This is a genomic window from Microvirga pudoricolor, from assembly GCF_016892705.1.
In the GTDB taxonomy this organism is placed as follows: Bacteria; Pseudomonadota; Alphaproteobacteria; order Rhizobiales; family Beijerinckiaceae; genus Microvirga; species Microvirga pudoricolor.
Map to the genome: position 1 here is coordinate 1,639,051 of NZ_JAFEMB010000001.1, position 24,984 is coordinate 1,664,034.

The 24,984-nt window shown below is 67.6% G+C and carries 24 protein-coding genes; 6 read left to right on the forward strand and 18 right to left on the reverse strand.

Translation table 11 applies throughout. The annotated features are described in order from the left end of the window. Nucleotides 1–34: 34 nt before the first annotated feature. Together ILT42_RS07610 and ILT42_RS07615 are read right to left on the reverse strand one after the other, a co-directional pair. Nucleotides 35–1,066, reverse strand: coding sequence for an aspartate-semialdehyde dehydrogenase (locus ILT42_RS07610; RefSeq protein ID WP_204214834.1), 1,032 nt, complete (start codon nt 1,064–1,066; stop codon nt 35–37). A 268-nt stretch (nt 1,067–1,334) separates the two neighbouring features. After that, nucleotides 1,335–1,871: a GNAT family N-acetyltransferase gene (locus ILT42_RS07615; RefSeq protein WP_204214835.1), complete on the reverse strand. Its 537-nt coding sequence runs from the start codon at nt 1,869–1,871 to the stop codon at nt 1,335–1,337. Between the two features lie 118 nt (nt 1,872–1,989). Here ILT42_RS07615 and ILT42_RS07620 point away from each other — a divergent pair, with 118 nt between their 5' ends. Then, complete coding sequence (locus ILT42_RS07620) at nt 1,990–2,787, forward strand: hypothetical protein (RefSeq protein WP_204214836.1); 798 nt, start codon at nt 1,990–1,992, stop codon at nt 2,785–2,787. Here the strand turns inward: ILT42_RS07620 and ILT42_RS07625 are convergent. Next, complete coding sequence (locus ILT42_RS07625) at nt 2,774–3,901, reverse strand: sulfite oxidase (protein ID WP_204214837.1); 1,128 nt, start codon at nt 3,899–3,901, stop codon at nt 2,774–2,776. The two genes, ILT42_RS07620 and ILT42_RS07625, sit on opposite strands and share 14 nt — an antisense overlap. A gap of 80 nt (nt 3,902–3,981) precedes the next feature. Here ILT42_RS07625 and ILT42_RS07630 point away from each other — a divergent pair, with 80 nt between their 5' ends. Beyond that, nucleotides 3,982–4,344 (forward strand): hypothetical protein, encoded by a 363-nt coding sequence (locus tag ILT42_RS07630; RefSeq protein WP_204214838.1) that lies wholly within the window; start codon nt 3,982–3,984, stop codon nt 4,342–4,344. Between the two features lie 49 nt (nt 4,345–4,393). Here the strand turns inward: ILT42_RS07630 and leuB are convergent, their stop codons facing one another. Next, nucleotides 4,394–5,500: a 3-isopropylmalate dehydrogenase gene (gene leuB, locus ILT42_RS07635; RefSeq protein WP_204214839.1), complete on the reverse strand. Its 1,107-nt coding sequence runs from the start codon at nt 5,498–5,500 to the stop codon at nt 4,394–4,396. A gap of 256 nt (nt 5,501–5,756) precedes the next feature. Between leuB and ILT42_RS07640 the strand changes: the two genes are divergently transcribed. Then, nucleotides 5,757–6,455 carry a DUF899 family protein gene (locus ILT42_RS07640; RefSeq protein WP_204214840.1) on the forward strand — a complete coding sequence of 233 codons (699 nt, stop codon included), beginning with the start codon at nt 5,757–5,759 and terminating at the stop codon, nt 6,453–6,455. 6 nt (nt 6,456–6,461) lie between these two features. Here the strand turns inward: ILT42_RS07640 and ILT42_RS07645 are convergent, their stop codons facing one another. Both ILT42_RS07645 and leuD read right to left on the reverse strand, forming a co-directional pair. Continuing rightward, nucleotides 6,462–7,649: a lytic murein transglycosylase gene (locus tag ILT42_RS07645; protein WP_204214841.1), complete on the reverse strand. Its 1,188-nt coding sequence runs from the start codon at nt 7,647–7,649 to the stop codon at nt 6,462–6,464. Nucleotides 7,650–7,964: 315 nt separating this feature from the next. Continuing rightward, nucleotides 7,965–8,567: a 3-isopropylmalate dehydratase small subunit gene (gene leuD / locus ILT42_RS07650; protein ID WP_204214842.1), complete on the reverse strand. Its 603-nt coding sequence runs from the start codon at nt 8,565–8,567 to the stop codon at nt 7,965–7,967. Between the two features lie 191 nt (nt 8,568–8,758). Between leuD and ILT42_RS07655 the strand changes: the two genes are divergently transcribed. Continuing rightward, nucleotides 8,759–9,109, forward strand: a complete 351-nt coding sequence (locus ILT42_RS07655; RefSeq protein WP_204214843.1) for a RidA family protein — start codon at nt 8,759–8,761, stop codon at nt 9,107–9,109. Nucleotides 9,110–9,171: 62 nt separating this feature from the next. Here the strand turns inward: ILT42_RS07655 and ILT42_RS07660 are convergent, their stop codons facing one another. The 3 genes from ILT42_RS07660 to ILT42_RS07670 all read right to left on the reverse strand — a co-directional run bounded on the left by ILT42_RS07660 (nt 9,172) and on the right by ILT42_RS07670 (nt 11,173). Continuing rightward, nucleotides 9,172–9,663 carry a BA14K family protein gene (locus tag ILT42_RS07660; RefSeq protein ID WP_204214844.1) on the reverse strand — a complete coding sequence of 164 codons (492 nt, stop codon included), beginning with the start codon at nt 9,661–9,663 and terminating at the stop codon, nt 9,172–9,174. Between the two features lie 95 nt (nt 9,664–9,758). Beyond that, a complete protein-coding gene (locus ILT42_RS07665) occupies nt 9,759–10,502 on the reverse strand; it encodes an endonuclease III domain-containing protein (RefSeq protein WP_204214845.1) in 744 nt (247 codons plus the stop codon). A 62-nt stretch (nt 10,503–10,564) separates the two neighbouring features. Continuing rightward, nucleotides 10,565–11,173, reverse strand: coding sequence for a pyridoxamine 5'-phosphate oxidase family protein (locus ILT42_RS07670; RefSeq protein ID WP_204214846.1), 609 nt, complete (start codon nt 11,171–11,173; stop codon nt 10,565–10,567). Nucleotides 11,174–11,359: 186 nt separating this feature from the next. Between ILT42_RS07670 and mbfA the strand changes: the two genes are divergently transcribed. Continuing rightward, nucleotides 11,360–12,349 carry an iron exporter MbfA gene (mbfA, locus tag ILT42_RS07675; protein WP_204214847.1) on the forward strand — a complete coding sequence of 330 codons (990 nt, stop codon included), beginning with the start codon at nt 11,360–11,362 and terminating at the stop codon, nt 12,347–12,349. Between the two features lie 87 nt (nt 12,350–12,436). Here mbfA and pnp read toward each other — a convergent pair whose 3' ends face one another. Both pnp and rpsO read right to left on the reverse strand, forming a co-directional pair. Further along, nucleotides 12,437–14,614: a polyribonucleotide nucleotidyltransferase gene (gene pnp, locus ILT42_RS07680; protein ID WP_204214848.1), complete on the reverse strand. Its 2,178-nt coding sequence runs from the start codon at nt 14,612–14,614 to the stop codon at nt 12,437–12,439. A 215-nt stretch (nt 14,615–14,829) separates the two neighbouring features. Then, nucleotides 14,830–15,099 (reverse strand): 30S ribosomal protein S15, encoded by a 270-nt coding sequence (rpsO, locus tag ILT42_RS07685; protein ID WP_204214849.1) that lies wholly within the window; start codon nt 15,097–15,099, stop codon nt 14,830–14,832. Between the two features lie 290 nt (nt 15,100–15,389). Between rpsO and ILT42_RS07690 the strand changes: the two genes are divergently transcribed. After that, nucleotides 15,390–15,926 (forward strand): ferritin-like domain-containing protein, encoded by a 537-nt coding sequence (locus ILT42_RS07690; RefSeq protein ID WP_204214850.1) that lies wholly within the window; start codon nt 15,390–15,392, stop codon nt 15,924–15,926. Nucleotides 15,927–16,002: 76 nt separating this feature from the next. Here the strand turns inward: ILT42_RS07690 and truB are convergent, their stop codons facing one another. The 7 genes from truB to ILT42_RS07725 all read right to left on the reverse strand — a co-directional run bounded on the left by truB (nt 16,003) and on the right by ILT42_RS07725 (nt 24,933). After that, nucleotides 16,003–16,923 carry a tRNA pseudouridine(55) synthase TruB gene (gene truB, locus ILT42_RS07695; protein WP_204214851.1) on the reverse strand — a complete coding sequence of 307 codons (921 nt, stop codon included), beginning with the start codon at nt 16,921–16,923 and terminating at the stop codon, nt 16,003–16,005. 5 nt (nt 16,924–16,928) lie between these two features. Then, a complete protein-coding gene (rbfA, locus tag ILT42_RS07700) occupies nt 16,929–17,348 on the reverse strand; it encodes a 30S ribosome-binding factor RbfA (protein WP_204214852.1) in 420 nt (139 codons plus the stop codon). Between the two features lie 170 nt (nt 17,349–17,518). Then, on the reverse strand, nt 17,519–20,332 hold the full coding sequence (gene infB, locus ILT42_RS07705) for a translation initiation factor IF-2 (RefSeq protein ID WP_204214853.1): 2,814 nt from the start codon (nt 20,330–20,332) through the stop codon (nt 17,519–17,521). Beyond that, nucleotides 20,325–21,002 carry an RNA-binding protein gene (locus ILT42_RS07710; protein WP_204214854.1) on the reverse strand — a complete coding sequence of 226 codons (678 nt, stop codon included), beginning with the start codon at nt 21,000–21,002 and terminating at the stop codon, nt 20,325–20,327. Before ILT42_RS07710 ends, infB begins: the two co-directional genes overlap by 8 nt. A gap of 29 nt (nt 21,003–21,031) precedes the next feature. After that, nucleotides 21,032–22,654, reverse strand: a complete 1,623-nt coding sequence (gene nusA, locus ILT42_RS07715) for a transcription termination factor NusA (RefSeq protein ID WP_204214855.1) — start codon at nt 22,652–22,654, stop codon at nt 21,032–21,034. A 5-nt stretch (nt 22,655–22,659) separates the two neighbouring features. Continuing rightward, a complete protein-coding gene (rimP, locus tag ILT42_RS07720) occupies nt 22,660–23,337 on the reverse strand; it encodes a ribosome maturation factor RimP (protein WP_204214856.1) in 678 nt (225 codons plus the stop codon). 159 nt (nt 23,338–23,496) lie between these two features. Continuing rightward, a complete protein-coding gene (locus ILT42_RS07725; protein ID WP_204214857.1) occupies nt 23,497–24,933 on the reverse strand; it encodes a M10 family metallopeptidase in 1,437 nt (478 codons plus the stop codon). Nucleotides 24,934–24,984: the final 51 nt, after the last annotated feature.

Sequence of the window (24,984 nt, forward strand, 5' to 3'; positions counted from 1 at the left end):
AAGGCCGCCTCGCGGCGGCCTTTTGTCGGCGCCTTTAGGCCGCCTTCTTCTTCGACGGCAGGAGGTTGCGGTTCACCATCGCCTCGGCGATCTGGATCGCATTCAGCGCCGCGCCCTTGCGCAGGTTGTCGGACACGCACCAGAAGGCGAGGCCGTTCTCCACCGTGATGTCCTCGCGGATGCGGGAGATGTAGGTGGCGTCCTCGCCGGCGGCCTCGTGCGGGGTGATGTAGCCGCCGGGCTCGCGCTTATCGACCACCATGATGCCGGGAGCCGCGCGCAGGATCTCGCGGGCTTCGTCCGCCGAGATCGGGTTCTCGAACTCCACGTTCACGGCTTCCGAATGCGAGATGAAGACCGGCACGCGCACGCAGGTGGCCGTGAGCTTGATCTTGGGATCCAGGATCTTCTTGGTCTCCGCCATCATCTTCCACTCTTCCTTGGTGAAGCCGTCCTCCATGAAGACATCGATCTGCGGAATGAGGTTGAAGGCGATGCGCTTCGGAAACTTCTTCTCCTGCACGTCCTGCAGCGAGTAGAGCGCCTTGGTCTGGCGGTCGAGCTCGTCCATGCCGTCCTTGCCGGCGCCGGAGACCGACTGATAGGTGGAGACGACCACGCGCTTGATGGTGGCGGCGTCGTGCAGCGGCTTGAGGGCCACGACGAGCTGCGCCGTGGAGCAGTTCGGGTTGGCGATGATGCCCTTCTTCATCTCGCGCACGGCTTCGGCATTCACCTCGGGCACCACCAGCGGCACATCGGAATCGTAGCGCCAGGCCGACGAATTATCGATGACGACCGCGCCCTGGGCGGCGATCCGGGGCGACCATTCCTTGGAGATCTCGCCGCCCGCCGACATCAGGCACAGGTCCACGTCGGAGAAGTCGTAGCTGTCGAGGGTCTTGGTCTTCAGCGTCTTGTCGCCGAAGGAGATTTCCGTGCCCTGGCTGCGGCGGGAGGCCAAAGCCACCACCTCATCGGCCGGGAAGGCGCGCTCGGCCAGGATCTCGAGCATCTCGCGGCCCACATTGCCCGTCGCACCGACGACGGCGACCTTGTAACCCATGTCTGTCTCCTTTTTGCGGCTCTCCCCGAACCTGAAAACCCATCGTGGGGTATCGCCTCTCGCCCCGTGGGGAGAGAGAACCGGGGACGACGAGGCTTATTCGGCCGTTGTGGCGGCCGTCGTGACGGTTTTCGTTTTGCTCGTCGTGAGCCGGAACATCGTCATGCCAATCGTCGTGGGGCCCGATCCGCCGGGCCCAGCGGGTTCAGCAACACACCAAAGGCGCGCCATCGTCAAGACATTTCGTCGGGGCCGCGCGGGTCTCCCGTCACAGGCCGCCCGGCCCTCCATCCGACAGGAGAAAGCGATAGAAGGCCTTGTCGAGGCGCCGCGCCCCCAGCCGCTCGTAGAAGGCCTGCGCGCGCCTGTTGCCGCCGTCCGTGGTCAGGTCGATGCGGCCGATGCCATGCGCCCGCCCGTAGGCCGCCAGCCAGCGCATCATCGCCTCGCCCACGGCCTGCCCCCGGGCGTCCTCCGCCACGAACAGCTCCTTGACGAAGATCAGCCCCTGAAGGGTCAGGCCGGGGCGAAGCACCGCGAAGCAGGCCAGGCCGACCGCCCTCCCGCCCGCGAACGCGACGGCGTAGCGGGTCCCCTCCCGCTCCGCGAGAGAGCGCGACACCACGGCGAGCGCCGCCTCCGGGGTGGAGCCGGGATCGGCGTAGTGGACCTCCAGGGCCCGGATGAGGGAAGCGACCGCGGGCGCATCCCCGGCCTCGGCGAGCCGGATGAGGGGTTCGGCGTTCGGCATGGTTTCGGGGCTGGGCGTGAGGCTGGAGATGGGGCTGGATGCGGGGCCGGGCATGACGCCTCTGGGATTTCGTTAACCGTTCGTTGAGGATGATTACCAAAACATTTCGGCGGAGCGCCAGCGTTACGGTAGAACAGGCGGACCGATCTGTTTTTGGACCGCATCGCGCCCCATGCTCAAGGCCGCCCACCCGCAACCGGACGAGGACGTTTTCGACGATGTCGAGGACGACGCCCCCGTTCGCGTCCGCAGGCCGATGCCCTGGCTGCGGATCGCGATCCTGTCCGGCGCCATCGTGGCGGGCCTCGTTCACCTGGCCCAGAACGCCGAGCGGACCGCTGTCCCGGATGGGCCGCGCGAGGTGCCGAGCGCCGTTCTGACCGCACCGCCCCCGGCCTGGAGGATCCTGGCCCGGCCGACGCCCCTTTTCGGCTTCGAGCCGAGTTCCGTTCCGGCCGGTCTTCAGGCCCGGGAGCGCTCCGGTGGGGAGCGCGAGGACACGCTGACGCTTGGGAGCTTGGGCGACCGGGTCTTCGGACGCATCACCCTCACCCGCGGCGGAGAGGCCCGCCCGCGCAGCCTGTTCGTCGACACCGTGCGTCGCGCCGCCGAGGCGGGGCTCTCGGTGGCCCGCAACGCGCCGAGCCGGACGCTGTCCACCAAGTTCGGCCCGGTGGAAGCGGCCGCCATGACCCTGGCGGGCCCGGCCGAGCAGGGCTGCCAGGTCTTCCGTTGGTCCGACCCTGGGCACGAGTCCGGGCTGGGGCTTCACGGCTGGCTGTGCGGCGGCGAGGCCGAGCCCGCGGACGACCATCGGGTCGCCTGCTTCGTCGATCGCCTCACCCTCGTGAACGAGGCCGATCCGGCCCTGAAGGCGCTCTTCCGGGACGCGGAGGCGCGCCGCGCCGCGTCCTGCGGGTCCGACCCGCGCACCGCATCGGCCGAACCCGCCGCCCCTATCCGACGCTGACCGTGATCCGGTGCACGGGATTGCCGCCATACCCGCCCGGATTCCAGTTTTCGGGCTCGAGGGGCTGACTTTGGCCCTGTGAGCTGGTGGCCCGCGCCATGATCTCGTGAGCGCCCTCCCCCGGCAGGGTGATCCGGGCGGTCCAGCGGGTCCAGTCGTAGCGGTTGCGCAGGGGCGTGAGCGCCGCCTGCGTCCAGGTCTCGCCGCCGTCCCGCGACACCTCCACACCCGTCACGGCGTGATCGCCGGCCCAGGCCGCGCCCCGCAGATCGAGGGCGCGCCCGCCGGCGGGGAGGCGGGCGCCGTCCGCCGGGGACGTGATGATGGAGCGCACCGGCATGGACTCGATGATGCGGAACTCCACCCCCTCGCCCGAGGAGCCCGGCGGAATCGGCCGCACGGGGACCCGGTAGGTGGTGCCGCCCATACCGGGCCCGTCATGCTCCCGGTCGCGGATCCAGATGCGCTTCAGCCATTTGGTGCTGAGCGAGCCGGGCCATCCCGGCACGACGAGGCGCAGGGGCCCGCCGTGGCTAAAGGGCAGCGGCTCGCCGTTCATGGCCCAGACCAGGAGGGTGTGCTCCTCCAAGGCCTTGGCGACAGGCACCCCGCGCGACATGGCCTGCCGCTCGTGGCTCCCGGTCGCGTCGGGATCGGCTCCGAAATGGCCCGTGAATAAGGCGCTCGGCTTCAAGCCCGCCGCGCGCAGCACGTCGCCCAACGACACGCCCGTCCATTCGGCGCAGCCCACACCCCCATGGGTCCACGGGTTGCCCGGCGGCAGCGGCCGGAAGAACGAGCGGCCGTTGCCGCCGCATTCCATCACCATCCGAAAGGTTTTGTGGGCGAAACGGCTCTTCAGCTCCGCCAGGGTGATCCGCAATTCGGTCTCGACCTCGCCGTCGACGGTGAGCGTCCAGGATTCGGGATCCGCTGCTGCGTCTGGGAACAGGCCGTTGTTGCGCACGAAGAAGCGCGCGACCGGCGTCGTCTCGTCATCCAGCAATTCCTCCGGGGTCTCCGCCACGAAGGGCTTTTGCCCCAGGAAGGAGAGGCCGGGATCCTTGCCGGGCAGGTCGGCGAGGCTTTGGGGCTGGTGGGGCGTATCGGTCATGGGACGGCTCATAAGCTTCGACGGAACATTTCTAAGGCAAGCCGCCTTGTTCTGACAGCTCGCAATGGAACGGAAGGTCAATGGCTTCCAAACGTTTCGAGACCCCATCGATGGAGGTTTTGACGATGCGCCGCTTCACCATGATCACCCTAGCCGCTTTGGGCACCCTCACGGCCTTCTCGGGCTTTGCCGAAGCGCAGGCCCAGTCCGAGCGTCCCCTCACCTTGCGGGTCACGCCTCGCAGCTTCCTCGATCCGGGCCCCGTGGCGCCGGTCGGCTCCATGAACCGCTACGCCACCACGGGCCAGTCCTCCCTGGTGACCTCGCCGCCCTGGAGCAACAACGAGCGCTTCAGCCCGAACCTGCCGTCAGGCCCCGGCGAGCCCTTCGTGGGCGCCCGGAATCCCTTCGACGGGATCGAGACCACCGGCTCGATCCGCTAAGACCAGCCTTGCAAAAGCTCCCGAGCTCAAACTCGGGAGCTTTTTTGCGTCAGGACAGGGCTTCCAGCTCACCCACGATCGCATCGCCCACGTCGGTGGTGCCCACCGCGTTGGCACCCGGTCCCGCGATATCCTTGGTGCGGGTGCCGGAAGCGAGCACGTTGGCGATCGCCTTGTCGAGCATGTCGGCCTCCTCGCCGAGGCCGAAGGAATAGCGCAGGGCCATGCCGAAGGAGCCGATCATCGCGATGGGATTGGCCAGGCCCTTGCCGGCGATGTCCGGCGCGGAGCCATGCACCGGCTCGTAGAGCGCCTTGCGGGCGCCGGTCGCCGGGTCCTCGGCGCCGAGCGATGCGGAGGGCAGCATGCCGAGCGAGCCTGTGAGCATCGCCGCGATATCCGAGAGGATATCGCCGAACAGGTTGTCGGTGACGATCACGTCGAACTGCTTGGGCCAGCGCACGAGCTGCATGGCGCAGTTGTCGGCCAGCACGTTCTCCAGCTCCACGTCGGAGAACTCCTCCTTGTGGACCCGCCCCACCACCTGGCGCCAGAACACGCCGGTCTTCATCACGTTGAATTTTTCGGCCGACGAGACCTTGTTCCGGCGCTTCTTGGCCAGGTCGAAGGCCACGCGGGCGATGCGCTCGACCTCGTGGGTGGTGTAGAGCTGCGTGTCGACGGCGCGTTGCGAACCGTCCTCCAGGGTCACGATCTCCTTGGGCTCGCCGAAATAGACGCCGCCCGTGAGCTCGCGCACGATCATGATGTCGAGGCCTTCCACCACCTCGCGCTTGAGCGAGGACGCATCGGCGAGCGCCGGGTAGCAGATCGCCGGGCGCAGGTTCGCGAAGAGGCCGAGATCCTTGCGCAGGCGCAGCAGGCCCGCCTCCGGGCGCACCGCGTAGGGCACGCTGTCCCATTTCGCGCCGCCGACCGCGCCGAACAGCACCGCGTCGGCGTCTTGCGCCTTGACCATGGCGTCCTCGGAAATCGCCTTGCCGTGCGCATCGTAGGCCGAGCCGCCCACGAGATCCGTCTCGGTCTCGAAGCCGATGCCGCGCTTCCTGAACCATCCCACCAGCTTCTCGACCTCGCGCATGACCTCCGGGCCGATGCCGTCGCCGGGGAGAAGGAGAAGCTTGTGCGTTGCCATGGTTGCCTCGTGGGATGGGCCGTCGAAGGAGCGGGCGGGAAGAACCCGGCCCTTAAAGAACCGAACGGGCGGCTTGGCAAGGGTCTCGCAAGAGCAGGACGGGCTTTGGGCCTTCGACCATAGGGGAATGCCGATTCGTATCCGGGAAGACCGCCGCGTCGTTGCCGACTCACCCGAGGACGGATAGGTTGAAATCAACCTATCACCCGCATCCGCTTCGATGAGCGGTGCCTCAAGGGACCGTGGAGAGGCTTCGATGGATCGCATTGACTTGGTTCCGGCCGAACAACTGGCCGAAGGGAACGTGGCCGACTTTCCCAACGAGAGTGCCGCCTATCGCCGGGCCCGCAACGAACTTCTGGCAGAGGAAATCAAGCTGAGGCGCCAGATCGAGCGCGTTGCCGCCCAGCGCCGTGCCCTCCCGCCGGGCGGCGCGGTGACGAAAGACTATTCGTTCGAAGGCGAGAAGGGGCCCGTCACCCTGGCAGGCCTCTTCGGCGATAAGGATACGCTCGTCATTTACAGCTACATGTTCGGCCCCCAGCGCAAGGCGCCCTGCCCCATGTGCACGTCCCAGATGGCGTCCTGGGAGAGCAAGGTTGACGATATCGAGCAGCGCGTGGCGCTCGCCATGATCGCCCGCTCGCCCATCGAGCGCCTGATCGAGGCCAAGAGGGCGCGGGGTTGGACGAACCTGAAAGTCTATTCCGACCCGAGCGGCGATTTCACCCGGGACTACGTGAGCGGCGAGGACGCGGATGTGCCGGGCTACACGGTCTTCACCCGCCGCGACGGCACGATCCGGCATTTCTGGAGCGCCGAGATGAACGGCGCCAGCGCCGATCCCGGCCAGGACCCCCGCGGCGCCCCCGATCTCGACCCGCTCTGGACCCTGCTGGACACGACCCCCGAGGGACGCGGCGCGGACTGGTATCCGAAGCTGAGCTATCGGTGAAGCGGATCAGCTCCGCAACGCCTCCAGAACCTTTCCGCCCGGGCGGCCGCGCTGTTGCAGGCCGATGCGGCGCTCCACGTCCTTGATGGCGTCGCGGGTCTTCTGGCCGATTTTGCCGTCCGGCACGCCCACGTCGTAGCCCCGGGCGGTCAGCAATTGCTGCAGCTCAAAGCGCTCGGCGCGGGAGAGCGGCGGGTCGTCGGTGGGCCAGGCGGTGCGGATGCCGGGCTGACCTTTCAGCCGGTCGCCCAGGAGCGCGATGGCAAGACCGTAGGACTCGGCCGCGTTGTAGGAATAGACCGCGTCGAAATTCTTCGTCACCACGAAGGCCGGGCCGTTGAGGCCTGCCGGGATGAGGATCCCGGCCGGGTAACTGCCCGAGAGCGGCCGCCCATCGATGCGGGTCACCCCCATGGCCGCCCAGGTGGTGAGCGGCTTCTTGTTGCGGCGCCCCGCCAGCCCGGCATTGAAGCCCGCGGGCAGGCGCACCTCGTAGCCCCACGGAATAGCGTTGGACCAGCCGGCTTTCTTCAGGAAGTTGGCCGTGGACGCCACCGCGTCCGGCACGGACGAGACCACGTCTCGCCGTCCGTCGCCGTCGCCGTCCACGGCGAGGCGCTGATAGGTGGAGGGCATGAACTGGGTATGGCCGAAGGCCCCCGCCCAGGAGCCGCGCAGCAGCGACGGGTCGATGTCGCCGTCCTGGACGATCTTGAGCGTCGCCATCAGCTCGCCCGTAAAGTAAGCCTGACGGCGCGGAGCGTAGCAGGACAGGGTGGCGAGCGACTGCACCAGGGGCCGGTCGCCGAAATTCTTGCCGAAATCGGATTCGACGCCCCAGACGCCCGCGATCACGTAGCGGTCGACCCCGTAGCGGGCCTCCGCGTTGGCGAGCGCCCGGCCCCACTGGCTCATGGCGGCCTTGCCGTCGATCACGCGCTGGTCGTCCACCAGCGCCGCGAGATAGTCCCAGATTTCGGTCTTGAACTCGGGCTGCGCGTTCATCAGCTCGAGAATTTTCATGTCGGGCTGGATGCCCTGCACGGCGACGTCGAAGGCCTGGCCGGAAATGCCCTTGGCGGCGGCCTGGGCTTTCAGGCCCGACAGGCAGGAGCGGAAATCCGCCTGAGCGAAGGCCGGAGCGGCCACGAACAGGCTGAGGGCGGCGAGCGAGGGGGCGATGAGACGAATCATGGCCCGGATTTTGTGGACGATTAGGTTAATCTTATGGAAACGGGGCCGCATGAGACACAGGCCATCCGGGAACCTCACCCTAGGGAGGGCCCCATCCTCCCACTGACCTCATCCTGAGGAGGGCCGCCAGGCCCGTCTCGAAGGAGGGCTCCAGCGGAGTGCTTCCGGTGCTGGCTGGACCATCCTTCGAGACGAACTGCTCCGCAGTTCCCTCAGGATGAGGCTTCGAGACGAATGGCTTCGCCATTCCCTCAGGATGAGGCTTCGAGACACGTGCTGCGCAGGCCCTCAGGCTGAGGCGGTTGAGGAATGCCCTCAAGCCCAGGGGCGCTCGCTCATCTTCTGCTCGAAGGTGTCGATAGCGGGGGCCTTTTCCATGGTCAGGCCGATGCCGTCGAGGCCGTTGAGCATGCAATGCTTCTTGAACGGGTCGATGTCGAAGTGGATCTGGCCGCCGTCGGGCCCGCGGATGGTCTGATTCTCCAGGTCCACCGTCAGGGTCGCGTTGGAGCCGCGATCGGCATCGTCGAACAGCTTTTCCAGGTCCTCGGGGCTCACCGTGATGGGCAGGATCCCGTTCTGGAAGCAGTTGTTGTAGAAAATGTCCGCGAAGCTCGTGGAGATCACGCAGCGGATGCCGTAATCGAGAAGCGCCCAGGGGGCATGCTCGCGCGACGAGCCGCAGCCGAAATTGTCGCCCGCCACCAGGATCTGGGCGTTCTTGTAGGCGGGCTTGTTGAGCACGAAATCCGGGTTGTCCGAACCGTCCTCCCGATAGCGCATCTCCGAGAACAGGCCGGTGCCCAGGCCCGTGCGCTTGATGGTCTTCAGGTACTGCTTGGGGATGATCATATCGGTGTCGATGTTGATGATCCGCAGCGGCGCCGCGACGCTTTCCAGCACGGTGAACTTGTCCATGGGCCCAGTCCTTGAGGGTTTCGACGGTGTTGGAACCGCTCTTAGCAAAGCCCCGCCCGCGCGCCTAGCCGGATGATGGTCGCGGCGGCCGGATGGGAGCGCCCGACTTGACGGGCCGGCCCGCACCGCCGAAAAGGCAGGCCTCATCTTTCATCCAAGCTTCTTCCAAGCTTTTTCCGAGAGGGTTTTCCATGACGATCCAACGCATCAAGCCGGGTCCCCGCATGAGCGCCGCCGTGGTGCATGGCGACACGGTCTATCTGGCGGGCCAAGTGGCCGACAAGACCGCCGGCAAGAGCGTCGCCGAGCAGACCCAGGAGATCCTGTCCATGATTGACGGCCTCCTGGCGGAGGCCGGCTCGGACAAGTCGAAGATCCTCATGACGAATATCTGGCTCACCGACATGGGCACGTTCCAGGAGATGAATGCCGTGTGGGACGCCTGGGTGCCGACCGGCAACTCGCCGGCCCGCGCCACCGTGGAGGCCAAGCTCGCGGCCGCGCCGTTCAAGGTCGAGATCGCCGTTATCGCGGCGAAGTAACGCCGCATCCCAGCGGAAACGACAATGGGCCCCGAGGGGCCCATTGCTTGACGAGAAACCCTTTACGGGCAGGGATGGTCGAGGCCGTCGTAACCCCTGTAGGTTCCCGTGGCCGGGTTGTAGGACCGGAACCGCTGGGCGCAGTAGCCTGCCGCGCTCGCGTTGGGGGCCTGGTAGACCGGAGCGGCCTGGGCCTGCTGGTTGGCGATGGCGCCGCCGATGATCGCCCCGGTGGCCAGCCCCACGACGCCTGCCGCTGCCGCCGCCCCGTAGTCGCGGCGATAATACGGACGTCCATAGTAACCGTAGCGGGGGCCGTAATAGCCCGGACGATAGCCATAGCGGGGGCCGTAACCGTAGCGCGGACCGTAGCCGGGGCCGCCGCGCCAGCCAGGGCCTCCCCGACGCCACTGGGTGTAGTCGGACTGGATCTGGCCTTTCTCCAGCGCCGCGAGAGGCCCGGTGACGGGATTGGCCTTCTCGGCCGCCTGAGCGCCGAGGGCCGGCGCCAGAAGCGCCGCCGCGGCTGCCAGGGTGATCGTTAGCTTACGCATGGTAAACTCCTTCCTGGGCTTACGAACGTCCACGGCCGGACGGGGTTCCGCCTCTTTGGGCCGGATGGCGCGTTATCGCTTTTTCGTGAGCCATTTCAGGCTTTTACGGCCGGTTTTCTGAACGTCTGTTCAGCTTCCTGGGCTTGCATGCGGCCTAGGCCCGTCGGACAGAGGTCCAGCACCGCGCAGCGCACGCAGGCGGGATTCTTGAAGAAGCAGCATTGCTGCCCGTGCAGCATCATGATCTCGTGGTTGTCGTAGACCTGCTGGGCGTCCCACCCCTCCGGCAGCATGGCCGCGAGGGCCGCATGGGAGGGGCCCACATCCATCGATTTCGGGATGAGGCCGGTGCGCTGGGCGACGCGGTGGTGATGCGAATCCACCGGCAGGGCGGCCTTGCGCAGGGTCGAGAAGGACAGCACCGCCGCGCTTGTCTTGGGGCCGACCCCCGGAATGGTCTCGAGCCAGGCTCGCGCCTCCCTCACTGGCATGTCGCCCAGGAAGTCGAGGGACAGGCTGCCGTGGCGCTCCTCGACGGCGCGCAGCACGGCCTGGATCCGCGGCGCCTTCTGCTCGGGCCAGGTGACGCCGCCGATGATCCGCTCGATCTCTGTGGTCGGAGCGTCGCGCACGGCGGACCAGTCCGGGTAGCGGGCCCGCAGGGCCTTGAAGGCGCGGCCGGAATCCGCGTTGCGGGTGCGGTGGGACAGCAGCGACGAAACGAGTTCGCTCAAGGGGTCGAGATTGTGAAAATACGGGATCGGGCAGCCATAGACCTCGCACAGGCGGTGGTGGATCTCCAACGCTTTGGCGGCGAGGGTTTGAGCGTCCTGATTCATGGCGGTGTGAATCCGCGAATCAGCCAAACGGTTCCATGCCGGGACGGCGGCCCGCGCCCCGTTCAGTACAGGGTGGTGCGTACGCGCTCGGGAAGGGCCTCGTCGTAGGCGTCCCCGTCGATGCGGTCGGTGAGGGCCGCCAGCATCCGGCCAGGACTCGGCACGGTGGCGCGGTCGCGGCGGCTATCGGGATTCCACAGGTCCGAGCGAACGATGGCCCGCGAGCATTGGAAGAACACCGTCTCGACGGCGATCACCAGCGCGGTGCGGGGCCGCTTGCCGTCCACGGCGAAACCGTCCAGCAAGGCGGGATCCGCCGAGATCCGCGCGCGGCCGTTCACCCGCAGGGTCTCGCCGATGCCGGGGATCATGAACAGCAGCGCGACCCGCGGATCGCGCACGACGTTGCGTAGGGAATCGATGCGGTTGTTGCCGCGCCGGTCCGGCAGGACCAGCGTCCGGTCGTCGACCACGCGGATGAAGTCCGACCTGTCGCCGCGCGGCGAGCAATCGAGCCCGTCCGGCCCCGCCGTCGCCAGGACGGCAAAGGGGGCGGCCTCGACGAAGGTGCGATAGGCCGGCACGAGCCGATCCGTCTCCTTCGCGATCGAGGCTTCGTTGGCGTCGCCATAAAGGGCCTCGAGGTCTGCCAGCGTGGTGATCGTATGCATGCGGTCAACCTCCCGGCTCCGTGATGCCATGCCGGGGAGCCGTCGGCAACGCGGCGGCGACGGCTGCGCGGACTTGGTGCCGGACGGCCTCCAGGCAGGCAGGACCTTTTTGGGCAAGCAGCCAGGGCAGGCTTGAGGAATTTTAGAATTATTCTAAGATAGAACGCTCAGATCCTGGGTCCTCCGATGATCTTCGACACCTTCCTTGGACGCGGCGTCCAGAGGCCTTTCACGAGCCTGACCGAGCAGGAGATCCTGGCCCTCGCGATCTCGTCGGAGGAAGAGGACGGCCGCATCTATGCGGATTACGCCGCGCGCCTGCGCGGGGACTATCCATCGTCGGCGGCGATCTTCGACGGCATGGCGGCGGAAGAACACGGGCACCGGCGCGCGCTCATCGACGAGCACCGGCGGCGGTTCGGCGAGCATATTCCCCTGATCCGCCGCGAGCATATCGCGGGCTCTTTCGCCCGCCGTCCGGTCTGGCTCATGGCGAACCTGGACATCGCCCGCATCCGGTCCGAGGCGGAGCGCATGGAAGCCGACGCGGCGCGGTTCTATGAGGAGGCGGCCAAGCGCGTCACCGATACGGGCACCCGCAGGCTTCTCGGCGACCTCGCCCAGCAGGAGCGGGCGCATGAGCGCCATGCGGCCGATCTGCAGGCCTCGCGGCTGACGGAAGATGCGCGGGGCGAGGAGGACCGCAAAGCCCGTCACCAGTTCATCCTCACCTGGGTGCAGCCTGGGTTGGCCGGCCTGATGGACGGCTCGGTGTCGACGCTCGCCCCCATCTTCGCGACGGCCTTCGCGACCCAGAATTCCTGGACCACGTTCCTGGTGGGCCTCGCGGCCTCGGTGGGCGCCGGCATTTCCATGGGGTTCACGGAAGCCGCCCATGACGACGGCGTGATCTCGGGGCGCGGCTCGCCGCTCAAGCGCGGCCTGGCCTCCGGCTTCATGACGGCTTTGGGCGGGCTCGGCCACACCCTGCCCTACCTGATCCCGCATTTCTGGACCGCCACCGCCATTGCCGGGATCGTGGTCTTCGTCGAGCTCTGGGCCATCGCCTGGATCCAGAACCGCTACATGGAGACGCCGTTCTGGCGCGCCGTCCTCCAGGTGGTCGTGGGCGGCTCCCTGGTGCTGGCGGCGGGCATCCTGATCGGGAGCGGGTAGAGTCTCTCTCGGCGGCCTCCCGCCGACGAAAAAGGGCGCGGCTTTCGCCGCGCCCCTTGAAGACATGGGCCTGACAGGCGTCTTGGCTTATTCGCCGGCCTGCTGCTTCTGGGCGTCGCGCTCGGCGCGCTCGGCGTCGCGTTCGGCCTTCAGCTTCTCGGTGATGTCCTCGCCGGTCTCCTGGTCGACGACCTTCATGGAGAGACGGACCTTGCCGCGCTCGTCCATGCCGAGGAACTTGACCTTCACCTTGTCGCCTTCCTTGACGATGTCGGTGACCTTGCCGACGCGGTGCTTGGCGAGCTCGGAGATGTGCACGAGGCCGTCGCGCGAACCGAAGAAGTTCACGAACGCGCCGAACTCCATCACCTTGACGACGGTGCCCTCGTAGATCGTGTTGACCTCCGGCTCCGCCACGATGGAGCGGATCCAGTTATAGGCCGCCTTGATGGACTTGCCGTCGGCGGACGCGATCTTGATGAGGCCGTCGTCGTTGATGTCGATCTTGGCGCCGGTCTTCTCCACGATCTCGCGGATGACCTTGCCGCCCGACCCGATGACCTCGCGGATCTTGTCGGTGGGGATCTGCATGGTCTCGATGCGCGGGGCGTGCTCGCCGAGCTCGGCGCGCGGCGCGGTGAGCGCCTTGTTCATCTCGTTGAGAATGCCGGCGCGGCCTTCCTTGGCCTGGTCGAGCGCGACGCGCATGATCTCTTCGGTGATGCCCGCGATCTTGATGTCCATCTGGAGCGAGGTGATGCCCTGCTCGGTTCCGGCGACCTTGAAGTCCATGTCGCCGAGATGGTCCTCGTCGCCGAGGATGTCGGACAGGACCGCATAGCGCTCACCCTCGAGGATGAGGCCCATGGCGATGCCCGCCACCGGACGGCGCAGGGGCACGCCCGCATCCATCAGGGCGAGCGAGCCGCCGCAGACCGACGCCATGGAGGACGAGCCGTTGGACTCGGTGATCTCCGACACGACGCGGATCGTGTAGGGGAACTCGTGGGAGGCCGGCAGGACCGGGTGGATGGCGCGCCAGGCGAGCTTGCCGTGGCCGATCTCGCGGCGTCCCGGCGAACCCATGCGGCCCGTCTCGCCCACCGAATAGGGCGGGAAGTTGTAGTGCAGCAGGAAGGTTTCCTTGCGGGTGCCCTCGAGCTGGTCGATGAACTGCTCGTCCTCGCCGGTGCCCAGCGTGGTGACCACCAGCGCCTGGGTCTCGCCGCGGGTGAACAGGGCCGAGCCGTGGGTGCGGGGCAGAACGCCGACCTGGGACAGGATCGGACGGACCGTCTTCAGGTCGCGGCCGTCGATGCGGGTGCCGGTGTCGAGGATGTTCCAGCGCACGACCTTGGCCTGGGCGTCCTTGAACACGCTCTTGACCTTCTCGGCCTCGAATTGGGCCTCGCCCTCAGCCGGGAAGAGCGCATCCATCACCTTCGCCTTCACGGCGTCGACGGCGGCGTAGCGGTCCTGCTTGCGGGTGATCTTGTAGGCCTCGCGCAGCTCGGCCTCGGCGATGCCCAGGACGGCGGTCTCGACCGCCGAGACATCGGCGGGCTGATAGTCGCGCGGCTCCTTGGCGGCCTTCTCGGCCAGGCGGATGATCGCCTCGATGACCGGCTGGAAGTGCTTGTGGCCGAACATCACGGCGCCGAGCATCACGTCCTCGGACAGCTCCTTGGCTTCCGATTCCACCATCAGCACGGCGTCGGCGGTGCCGGCGACCACGAGATCGAGGGTGGTCTCCTCCATCTCCTGGAGGCTGGGGTTCAGCTTGTACTGGCCGCCGATATAGCCGACGCGGGCCGCGCCCACCGGACCCATGAAGGGCACGCCCGAGAGCGTGAGGGCGGCGGAGGCCGCCACCATGCCGACGATGTCGGGATCGTTCTCGAGGTCGTGGGACAGAACCGTCACGACGACCTGGGTGTCGTTGCGGTAGCCGTCGGCGAAGAGGGGACGGATCGGACGGTCGATGAGGCGGGAGACCAGGGTCTCCTTCTCGGTCGGACGGCCTTCGCGCTTGAAGTAGCCGCCGGGAATGCGGCCGGCCGCGTAGGTGCGCTCCTGGTAGTTCACCGTGAGCGGGAAGAAGTCGATGCCGACCTTCGGCTCCTTGGCGGACACGACGGTGGCAAGCACCGTGGTCTCGCCGTAGGTGGCGACGACGGCGCCGTCGGCCTGGCGGGCCACCTGGCCGGTTTCGAGCACGAGCTTGCGCCCGGCCCAGATCAGTTCTTCGCGTTGAATATCGAACATTTGGCGTCTTTCATGACAGGGCGGCGGCCCGATGCCATGAGCAAGACGGCAAGACACTCGCGCGGCGGGTCGATCCCGTCGTCTTCAAGTGCCTTGCGATCCTGCCATGGTCATCGCGTCACCCGCCTCATTTCAATGCCGGGACAGTCCCTGTGGCGTCCTTCCGGCAAGAGACCGTCCGGGGCCGGGCCCCGGACGGGAGTTCTGCGAGAGGCTTAGCGGCGGATGCCGAGCTTCTCGATCAGGGTCTTGTAGCGGCTCTCGTCCTTCTTCTTGAGATAGTCGAGGAGAGAACGGCGCGCCGACACCATCTTCAGAAGGCCACGACGGGAGTGGTTGTCCTTCGTGTGGCTCTTGAAGTGGCCGGTCAGGTTGTTGATCCGCTCCGTGAGGATGGCCACCTGCACCTCGGGGGAGCCGGTATCGCCTGCCTTCTGGGCAAATTCGCTTACGAGCGCGGTCTTGCGCTCAGCCGTGATCGACATCGCATGTCCTTTCGGTTGGAGAGGGGGGCCGGCCCAGGGAATATCAGGGATATTCAGAGGCTCGGCCGGGCTCGCCGGAGGCGGCCGGGCCGGGATGTCGTCCAGCGCGGTCGGGTCTCTCGACGCATTCCCGAAGCTTAAGCTCAAGCAAATCTTGCGGGAATTCGGCCGCACCATACACGAAAAGCCCGTGAATGCCAGTAGATTTCACGGTGGGCCTCCGGGCCGGAACAAGAGGGCCGTGCCGTGGTTGTCGGGCGACGTTTCCCGAACCCTGAAAGGCTTGCCCCATGGTTGCCAACACGGCCGATCTCTCGTCTTCCGACGCGGTCCAGACGATCTTCATCACCGGCCTCCAGAACGCCCACGCCCTCGAGAAGGAGGCGGTTCAGCTGATGGAGCGGCAGATCGAGCGCCTGGAACATTATCCCGAGATGGAGCGGCTGCTGAAAACCCACCTGAAGGAGACCCAGGGCCAGATCGAGCGCCTGCAGGACGTCCTGCACGCTTTTGGGGAGGACCGTTCGCTCCTGAAGGACGTGGCGACCCAGTTCATGGGCAACATGGCGGCGGTCGCCCACGTGCCGATGCAGGACGAGATCCTGAAGAACACCTTCGCCAACCACGCCTTCGAGAACTTCGAGATCGCCGCCTACAAGTCGCTGATCACGGTCGCGGAAGCGGCCGGGCATTCGAAGTACGTTCCGGCCTTGCGGCAGACCCTCCGGGAGGAGGAAAAGACTGCCCAGGCGATCTACGACCAGATCGAGGCGATCACCGGGAAGTACTTGGCGCGCGAGGCCAAGAACCTCAAGGCGGATCGCTGATCCGCGGTGACGCCGGGGTTTCGGAGCCCGCCTTCTCCGCCCCAGACGGCCACGGCCTCCGGGGCTTCTTGGTGCGTCAGGCACCCAGGTTGAACACCCGGTGCGGCACGAGCTCGCCGCGCTCGATGTCGCCCACCGCCACGAGCACGCCGCCGCAGGTGGCGTAGATCTTGCCCGACAGGGGCGCCTCTCGGCCGCGCAGGATGATCGACTGGCCCCGCATGAGGCGGCCCGCCATGTCGCGGCTGACGTTGATCGACGGCAGCTCGCTCAAGGCGGTCTCGACCGGCCGGAGGGCGGCCGCCTCCGTGGCGAGATCGTTCACCACCACGGCGTCCTCTTCCGTGAAGGGCCCGACCCGGGTGCGCCTCAGGGCCGCGATGTGCCCGAGGCATCCGATGGCCCGGCCAAGGTCGCGCGCGATGGCGCGCACATAGGTGCCCTTGCCGCAATCGGCTTCCAGGATCGATCGGTCTCCGTCATGGTGCACGAGACTGAGCCGGTCGATTTCGACGGTGCGGGCCTGCAGCTCCACGACCTCGCCGTCGCGGGCGAGATCGTAGGCGCGCTCTCCCTGGATCTTGATGGCTGAAAACCGGGGCGGCACCTGCTGGATCTGTCCGACGAAACGCGGCAGCAGCGCCTCGATCTCGGAGGCGTCCGGGACCCGGTCGGTGCGCTCCACGATCTCGCCCTCGGAATCGTCCGTGTTGGTTTCGGCCCCCCAGGCTACGGTGAACACGTAGGATTTGCGCCCGTCCATGATGAACGGCACGGTCTTGGTGGCCTCGCCCAGGGCGATGGGCAGGATGCCCGATGCGAGAGGGTCGAGGGTGCCCGCATGGCCGGCCTTCTTGGCCGAGAGCGCGCGCTTGACCGCCGCCACCGCATGGGTGGAGGTCATGCCGACGCCCTTGTCGAGCACGATCCATCCGTTGACGTCGCGTTTCTTCGGGCGGTCGTGCTGGGGACGCCGCTGCGGCCGTTCGTCGGTCATGGTCGTTACTCGTCGTTGGGGCTGTCGTCGGCCTCGGGGCCCGTATCCTTGCGAACCTTGTCGCTACGCAGAAGCGCGTCGATGCGCGCAGCCTCGTCGAAGGTCTCGTCGCGGCGGAAGCGCAGGTCGGGCGCGAACTTCAGGTTGACGCGCCGGGCGACCTCCTGGCGCAGAACCTTCTTGTTCTTCTCCAGCGCCCGGATCACCGCGTCCTCGTCCTTGCCGCCGAGCGGCATCACGTAGGCGGTGGCGAGCTTCAGGTCGGGCGACATGCGCACTTCCGGGATGGTGATCACGTGCCGGGTCAGCGCGTCGTCCTGGATGTCGCCTCGGGACAGGACTTCGGCCAGCGCGTGGCGGATGAGTTCGGCCACTCGCTGCTGGCGCTGGGTCGGGCCGGTGGTTTGTTCGAAACGTTTCGCCATGGATCAGGTTATGGATCTCTTCCGGGCTCGAACCGGATGGTCAAGTCTATCACGGCCCGACGGGCCTGCCTGCAAAAAGCATCACCGGGACGAGCCCGGTGATGCGGATGATCGGCTGTGGGAGACGGGAGCCCTGGAGGCCGGCCCGTCCTTTCCGGATCCCGGAGGGATCAGAGGGTCCGCTTGACCTCTTCGACGCGGTAGCACTCGATGAGATCGCCGACCCGCATGTCCTGGTAGTTTTCGAAGGACATGCCGCATTCCTGGCCGGCCGTGACCTCGCGGGCGTCGTCCTTGAAGCGCTTGAGCTGCGAGAGCCTGCCCTCATGGATAACCACGTTGTCGCGGATGAGGCGCACGTGGGCGCCGCGCTGGACCACGCCGTCGAGGACGCGGCAACCGGCGATCTTGCCGACCTTCGAGACGTTGAACACCTCGAGGATCTGCGCCTCGCCGAGGCGCTCCTCGCGGAGCGTGGGCGCGAGCAGGCCCGACATCGCCTTTTTCACATCGTCCACGAGGTCGTAGATGATGTTGTAGTAGCGGATCTCGACGCCGGCCCGGGCGGCGGCCTCGCGGGCCTCCTTGTGGGCGCGGACGTTGAAGCCCAGCACGATGGCGCCGGAAGCTTCCGCCAGGGTGATGTCCGATTCCGAGATGCCGCCGACGCCGGCCTGGAGAATCCGGGCGGAGACTTCGTCGTTGCCAACCTTCTCGAGGGCTCCGGCGATCGCTTCGGCCGAACCCTGCACGTCGGCCCGGATGACGAGCGGGAATTCCTTCCGCCCGGCGCCGGACTTCAGGTCGCGCATCATGTCGACCAGCGTGCGCCCGGCAGCACCGGTGCGGGCCGCTTGGTTTTCACGCTTCTGACGGGTGCGATACTCGGTGACCTCACGGGCGCGGGCCTCGGATTCGACCACCGCCACGCGGTCGCCGGCCTCGGGCGTGCCGTTGAAGCCCAGGATCTCGACGGGCACGGAGGGCCCGGCTTCCTTCACGTTGGCGCTCAGGTCGTTGATCAGGGCGCGCACGCGGCCCCATTCGGCGCCCGCCACCACGATGTCGCCCGTATGGAGCGTGCCGCGCTGGACGAGAACCGTCGCCACCGGGCCCCGGCCGCGATCGAGCTTGGCCTCGATGACCGTCCCTTCCGCCGAGCGGTCGGGATTGGCCTTGAGGTCGAGAATCTCGGACTGGAGCTGCAGGCCCTCGAGCAGGCTGTCGAGGCCCTGGCCGGTCTTGGCCGAAACCTCGAATTCGAGGGTTTCGCCGCCCATGGATTCCACCACGATGGAGTGCTGGAGCAGCTCGGTGCGCACCCGCTGCGGGTTGGCGTCGGGCTTGTCCACCTTGTTGATCGCCACGATGAGCGGCACGCCGGCCGCCTGCGCGTGGGTGATCGCCTCCACGGTCTGGGGCATGACGCCGTCATCGGCCGCCACCACGAGCACCACGATATCCGTCACCTTGGCGCCGCGGGCGCGCATGGCCGTGAAGGCCGCGTGGCCCGGCGTGTCGATGAAGGTGATCTTGCCGCCGAGGGGCGAGGTCACCTGATAGGCGCCGATATGCTGCGTGATGCCGCCGGCCTCGCCGGAGACCACGTTGGTCTTGCGGATGGCGTCGAGAAGCGAGGTCTTGCCGTGATCGACGTGGCCCATGATCGTGACCACGGGCGGACGCGACACGAGGTGATCGTCCACGTCGGGCGTGTCGAACAGGCCCTCCTCGACGTCCGACTCCGCCACGCGCTTGACCGTGTGGCCGAGCTCCTCGGCGATGAGCTGGGCGCTGTCCGCGTCGATCACGTCCGTGATCTTGTGCATCTGGCCCTGCTTCATGAGCATCTTGATCACGTCGACGCCGCGCTCCGACATGCGGTTGGCGAGCTCCTGGATCGTGATCGTCTCCGGAATGACCACCTCGCGGGCGATCTTTTCCTTCTGCTCGACCTGCCCCTTGCCCAGCAGGCGCTGGTTGCGGCGGCGGAACGACGCCACGGAGCGGGTGCGCTCGTCGTCGAGGGCGTTGGACAGGGTCAGGCGGCCACGGCGCTTCTCCTCGCCGGGCGCGACCTTCGGGGTCTTGGGCACGGCGACGGGCTTGGCCGCGATGCCGGGACGACGGATCGTCGGACGCGCGGCCTCCTCGTCGTCCGTGCGGGCGGGACGGGGGGTGACGCCGGCAGCCGGGCGGGCGACCGGTTTGGCGGCTTCCGGCTCGGGCGCGGCGGGCGCCGGGCGGGCCATATGGTTCAGGCTCGGCGGACGGCGACTGTCGGTGCCGGCGAACCCGGGACGGGGCGAACCGGCCGGGCGGGCGGCGCCTGCAGGACGCGGAGCGCCCCCCGGAATGCGGGCGGCGGCGGGTGCGCGATCCTGGGCCGGACGCGACGCGGAGGCTCCGGCCGGCGCGGACGACCGCGCCTCCTCGCCCAGGCGGCGGCGGGCTTCCTCCTCGGAACGGCGCTTGCGCTCGTCTTCCACGCGACGGCGCTCTTCTTCCTCGTGCTTGCGGGCCTCGGCGGCCTCGCGGTCACGGGCCTCGGTCGCCTCGCGCTCGGCGCGGCGCTTGGCCTCTTCGGCCTGCGACTGGCGATCCTCTTCCTCGCGGCGCCGGGCATCCGCCAAGGCATTGGCGCGGGCATCCCGCTCCTGATCGGACAGGGTCCGCAGGACCACGCCGGAACGCGGCGCGTTGGATTGCCCGGGACGCGGACGCCCGCCCTGCGACGGGGCGGCCGGACGCGGCGGCGCGGCCGGCTTGGCCGCGACGGGCGCGGGCTGCGGGGCGGCAGGCTTCTCGGCAGGGGCAGTTCCGGGCGCAACAGGACGGCGCTTCACCGTCTCGACCACGACCGATTTCGAGCGGCCATGGGAGAAGCTCTGACGCACCGTACCCTGTTCGACAGGGCGCTTCAGCGACAGCGTCTTGGGCGCCACGTGCAGCGTCTTGTCACCTGGATTTTTCGTATCACTCATTCCGCTCAGATCCTGCGGGTTCCATAATCGTATGTTCACCGGCTCCCCCGACAGTGGAGCCAGTCTGACCAGCATCAATGCCGCGATAGGCGCGGTAACGATGCCAACGGGATAGAAAACCGTCGCTTCCAGCGCCCGCGACGAGGGCAGCATGTATCACATGTGACCGGCCTAATGCCAAACCCATTTCGTCGTTTGACAGTTCCTGGATGACCGGAAAGCTTAATATTGCGTCGCCGAGGCGTTTTCGCAACTGGTTGGCGATCTTTCTTCTCCCGTCCTCCGCGGCTTCCGCCGCGTGAACGAGGGCAACGAGAGGCTTCTCGGCGGCGGCTGATTCGACCTTTGAGAAGCCCGCGATCACATTGCCTGCCTTGTTGGCAAGAGACAACCCCTGGCGCAGATCCTCGCGCAGGGTCCGCTCGATGGCCTCGGCGAGATCCGGCGCGGCCTTGACGTCCGCCTTGAAGGCGCGGGCGAAGAGGCGACGCTTGACCGCCTCCTCCACGCAGGCCCGGCTGGCCCCGACCCAGACCCCTCGGCCCGGCAGCTTATGCCGCAGATCCGGGAACACCTCCCCGTTCGGCCCAACGACGAAGCGGATCATCTCCGCGGCCGGTCGGACCGTTCGGGTCACAATGCAGGTGCGCTCCGGTTCTTGCCGCGCCACGGGAGAGGTCCTTTCCGGGCCATGGCCGGTTACGAGGGCTGAGCTTCGGTCTCGGCTTCCTCAGCCGATCCCTCGGTCTCGACTTCCTCGGTTTCGACCGGGGCCTCGATCCAACCTGCCTTGACGCGGGCCGCCATGATCATGCCCTCGGCATCCGCGCGGGAGATCTCGAAGCCGTCGAGGGCACCGGCGTAACGGGTAGCCTCGGGGCCGCGGCCTTCCGTCCAGCCCGTCAGGTCGTCCGTGGCGCAGCCCGCGAGATCCTCGACCGACTTGATGTCGTTCTCGCCGAGCGCCACCAGCATGGCTGTGGTGAGGCCGTCGATGTCCTTCAGGTCGTCCTCGACGCCGAGCTCCACCCGGCGGGCCTCATGCTCGGCCTCGATGCGGGCGAGGTATTCCTGGGCGCGGGACTGGATCTCGTTGGCGGTATCCTCGTCGAAGCCCTCGATGGAGGCGACCTCGGAGGCGTCCACGTAGGCGATCTCGTCCACGGAGCGGAAGCCTTCCGACGCGAGAAGCTGCGCCACGACCTCGTCCACGTCGAGGGCGTTCATGAACAGCTCGGTGCGCTCCTGGAATTCCTTCTGGCGGCGCTCCGATTCCTCGGCCTCGGTGAGGATGTCGATGTCCCAGCCCGTGAGCTGGGAAGCGAGGCGCACGTTCTGGCCGCGGCGGCCGATGGCGAGCGACAGCTGGTCGTCGGGCACCACCACCTCGATGCGGTCGGCCTCCTCGTCGAGCACCACCTTGACCACCTCGGCGGGCTGGAGCGCGTTGACGATGAAGGTGGCCTGGTCGGGCGACCACGGAATGATGTCGATCTTCTCGCCCTGGAGCTCGCCCACCACGGCCTGCACGCGCGAGCCGCGCATGCCCACGCAGGCGCCCACCGGATCGATGGAGGAATCGCGGGACGTCACGGCGATCTTGGCGCGCGATCCCGGATCGCGGGCGACCGCCTGCACGGACACGATGCCGTCGTAGATCTCGGGCACTTCCTGCGTGAAGAGCTTCGCCATGAATTGCGGATGCGTGCGCGACAGGAAGATCTGCGGTCCGCGGGTCTCGCGGCGCACGTCGAACAGGTAGGCGCGCACCCGGTCGCCCGGCCGGAAGGTCTCGCGGGGGATCAGCTCGTCCCGGCGCACGATCGCCTCGCCCCGGCCCAGATCCACGATCACGTTGCCGTACTCGACGCGCTTGACGACGCCGTTCACGACCTCGCCGATGCGGTCCTTGTACTCCTGGTACTGGCGGTCGCGCTCGGCGTCGCGCACCTTCTGGACGATGACCTGCTTGGCCGATTGCGCCGCGATGCGGCCGAAATCGAAGGGCGGCAGCGTCTCGGAGATGGCGTCGCCCTCCTGCGCCGCCGGATTGCGCTTGCGCGCCTCGGAGAGCGGGATCTCGCGGGAATCGTTTTCCATCGCGGCGTCGTCCACCACCAGAAGATGGCGGGACAGCCGCAGCTCGCCGGTCTTCGGATTGATCTCGGCGTGGATGTCGGTTTCGGCGCCGTAGCGGGAGCGGGCCGCCTTGGCGATGGCGTCCGCCATGGCGTCCAGAACGATCTGCTTGTCGATTACCTTCTCGCGCGCGACCGCATCGGCGATCTGCAAGAGCTCAAGCCTGTTGGCGCTGACAGCCATCGGGGTCACTCCTTCCTGGGGTTCTTCTTCCGCGGGCCGTTCTTCTCGGGCGGCTTCGCGGAGCTGTTCGGGTTGTTGTCCGGGTTGTTGTCATTGAGGCTGTCTTCGGCCTCGATCTCCTCGTCCGCGCCCTCCGCCGACGGGGCGGTGCCCCGGCGCAAGGACTCGCGGATCAAATCGTCGGTCAGCACCAGTCGGGATTCGCCGAGATCGGTCAGGGGCAGGCGCACGAGGCGCTCCTCGCCTTCCTTGACGTCCGGCAACTCGACCAGCGCGAAGCCGTCCTCGACGCCCCGGATGAAGCCCCGGAAGCGCTTGCGGCCGTTGAGCGGCACCGCCATCTCGATCTTGGCGTCATAGCCGATCCAGCGCTCGAAATCGCTCGCGCGCACGAGCGGCCGATCGATCCCCGGCGAGGAGACCTCCAGGTAATAGGCCTGGGCGACCGGATCCTCGAGGTCGAGGATGGGCGAGATCGTCTTGCTGACGGTCTCGCAATCGTCCACCGACATGGTGCCGTCCGGCCGCTCGGCCATGATCTGCACCGTGCAGCCGTTGGTGGGCGTCACCCGCACCCGCACGAGGTGGAAACCCAGATCCTCGATGGCCGGCTCCACCAGCGCCGCCACCCGAGCGGCCACGCCGGTTTCCGTGATCAGGCGCCTGTCGCGTTCGTTCGTCATCGTATTCCGTTGGTGTCCCGTCGGTTTTCGCGGGCCCTGGCGTCCGAGCAATAAAAAAGAGCGGACCCGGCGGGCCCACTCCCAAAAGCAGTATACACTGCAACCAGAGCTGACAGGGCGAACTATAGCGCCTCGCGCCGGTCGATGCAAGAGTCCGGGTCAGACGATCAGGAAGTCCTTGTAGGTCACCGTCGGCTTCTTGCTCAAGGACGCGAACGCCACGGCCTTTTCGGGGCCGTTGCCGTCGGGATCATAGGACAGGACGCCGGATTTGGCGTTGTAGAGAATCCGGTCGTTGGCGTCGTGAGCCGCCGCGCCCTTCCAGAACGCGCCCTTGTGGAGTTTGCCCGAGAGCTTGCCGAGCGCGCCGAAGATGTCGGCGTCGAGCCGCATCGTATCGTCGCGGGAGGAAAAATCCGTGATGGTGTCGCGGCTCCGGGCGGCCACGCGGGTGTCGAACAGGAAGGAATCGCTGCCCGGCCCGCCCGTGAGCACGTCCTTGCCCTGGCGCCCGGCGATGAGGTCGTTGCCGGCGCCGCCCTCGAGGCGGTTGGCGGCCGCGTTGCCCTTGAGGATGTCGCTCCCGGCGCCGCCCTTGGCGTTCTCGATGAGGGACCGGGGGCTGCCCTTGTGCTGCAGGGCGTTGTAGACGTTGCCCAGGGCCTTGTGGCCGTCGCCCAGGGCGGCCCGCTGCGCGTGGCTGAGAACCGAATACCCGCCCGGTTCGAGGTCGATCCGCACCCCGTTCGCGTAGTTCGACAGGTCGAAGGTGTCGTTGCCGCCCCCGTCCCAGATCGTCTCGAAGATCCGGTTGGCCTTGGCGCCCTTGACCTCGCCGCTGCCGGGACGGCCCTGCCCCACCCCGTCCACGAAAGCCTCGCCGGTGCGGGGATCCCACCGGTAGGTGGTCGGGCCGGCGCGGAAACTGTAATTGGCGCCGTACAGGGTCTGCAGCGCCGCGATGTCGTACATCATGTAGGTTTGCGGATAGCCGACATCCTCGTTGGCGAGCCCCGAGATCGGCTGGCCCTGATAGGACCGGTAGCTCATCACCGTGTATTGCAGCTGGTCGAGCCTGGCCGGGAGGACGGGGCTGTCCTCGTGGGGATGCTTGAGCCCGATGGCGTGCCCGAATTCATGCAGGGCCACCAGGGCCTCGTAGCCGCCGAGGGCGGGCTTGTCGAAATCGTAGAAGGGCCCGAACCAGACATCGCCTGCGGCCGGTCCGCTGCGGGGGTCCGGCAGGTAGGTATAGGCCACGTCCGCCAGGCCCGTGGCGGCCACGCGCAGATCGGCGCCGGATCCGGCGGCCTCCCGGAAGGACAGCCGGGTGAACCCCTCGATCGGCGTGAGCGTCATGGCGGCCCCGCCGGACTCCGGGCCGGTGCCGTCGATGAAGGCGCGGAAGGTCTGGCGCAGGGCGGGGCCGACGGGCTCGAAGCGGCTGAAGGGTTCGCCGAGGCCGTAGGCGAAGCCGTAGCCCGCCGAGCCGTCCGGAAACCCGTAGGTCAGGGAGCCGGACCAAGCATAGCCGGACAGGAGCGCGTCGATTCCGACATCGCCGGCGGTCACGAATGTTCTGGTGGGCCGAGCCATGGGGCCTCGCTACGTGATAACGTCTTCTCGACTTCGACACTTAGGTCGCGC